Here is a 1,328-nt window from a genome sequence, read left to right on the forward strand (position 1 = left end):
GAACGCTCGGTTGCCATCGACAACGGCAAGTTCTTCAAGCCGGTCGAATTCCTGCCCGACAACGCGGTGGAGGGTGGTTTCTCCACCAGCCATGGGCACATGGGCGTGATCAGCGGTCCCGCCATCAGTCCTTGTCCGGGGGCGATCAACTGCGGCGTGCTGCCGGGGCCCAACGTGGAGTGCTCGGCGGAATTCGAGGGGCTGATCGAGGCTCTGGCCGAGCGCATGGCCAACGAGTTCCTGGCCAGCCCGCTCAAGTTCTTCGCCGGCTACAACAGCGCTCACGACCAGGCCATACGCGACCTTGCGGAAGAAAAAGGCAAGGGCTACTGGGCAGCGATAAAAGGCGCCGGCAGCGCCATCGCCGACGGCGCGAGCAGTGCCTGGGACTACGTGACGTCGAACGACCTCTCGACCATGGCCAGTGATGCCGGGGCCGGCATCAGCAGCGCTTACGAAGGCGCTGTCGCGATGACGACGGACGTCATCGAAGCCATCGCGGAACTGAGCGACCTCACCTTCGAGGACCTCAAGGCCATCCTCAAGGACTGGCTACGCGAGCTGCTGGACGACATGGCCTGCTCGGCGCGCGACATCCTGGCCGGGATGCTGGCGGACCCCAAGCCCATGGCCGAACAGCTGGGCGAAGCGGTGGGCGCGGCCAAGGTGCATGCGGCCGAAACAGCGGTGATCGCGGTGGCTACCCGGGGCGCCGGTGGCGCCGCCAGCAAGCTGGGCCAGGTGCTGGGCAAGGCGGGGGGACGCATCGGAGGTCTCTACGAGCGGATGAAGACGGGCGCCGCCAGGCGTCGGCAAGGTAATGCACCCGACAAGAACGAGAGTCCGGACAAGAAGGATTCGCCGCCCATAGCTGGCAAGACCGATAAAGCGGAAGGCAACAAAACCAGCGACGGCGGTGATGATGGCAACAACAAAGATGGTGTGCCTGGGAATGCAGATGGCAAGCCGGATGGTCCGTGCCCGGGGTGCAAACCTCTGCAGATTGGTCCCCCCGTCTATGCGCTGACAGGTGCCAAGGTACTGGATGGCCCAAACGACCTCGACTTCGTGCTTGAGGCGCCTCTGCCTCTGGTCTGGCAGCGTACCTATGTTTCCAGCAACGCGAATGTCGGCTGGCTGGGGCAGGGGTGGAGCGTGCCCATCGCGTTCCGACTGGAGCCCCAGGAAGATCGCATCGATTTCATCGACATGCAGGGGCGCCGGACCCGCTTCCCGGTGCTGACGGTGGGCGAACGGTTCTTCTCCAAGTACGAACACACCACCCTGCAGCGTAACCAGCGCAACCAGTACGAATTGATCGGCCCGGA

General features: G+C 64.3%; 1 protein-coding gene. It reads left to right on the top strand.

Going from position 1 to position 1,328, the window contains the following annotated elements; translation table 11 throughout:
* On the top strand, positions 1–1,328 hold a 1,328-nt coding region (locus tag IB234_RS23765), incomplete at both ends, for a DUF6531 domain-containing protein (RefSeq protein WP_192322319.1).

Source organism: Pseudomonas sp. PDM16 (assembly GCF_014851865.1).
Classification (GTDB): Bacteria; Pseudomonadota; Gammaproteobacteria; order Pseudomonadales; family Pseudomonadaceae; genus Aquipseudomonas.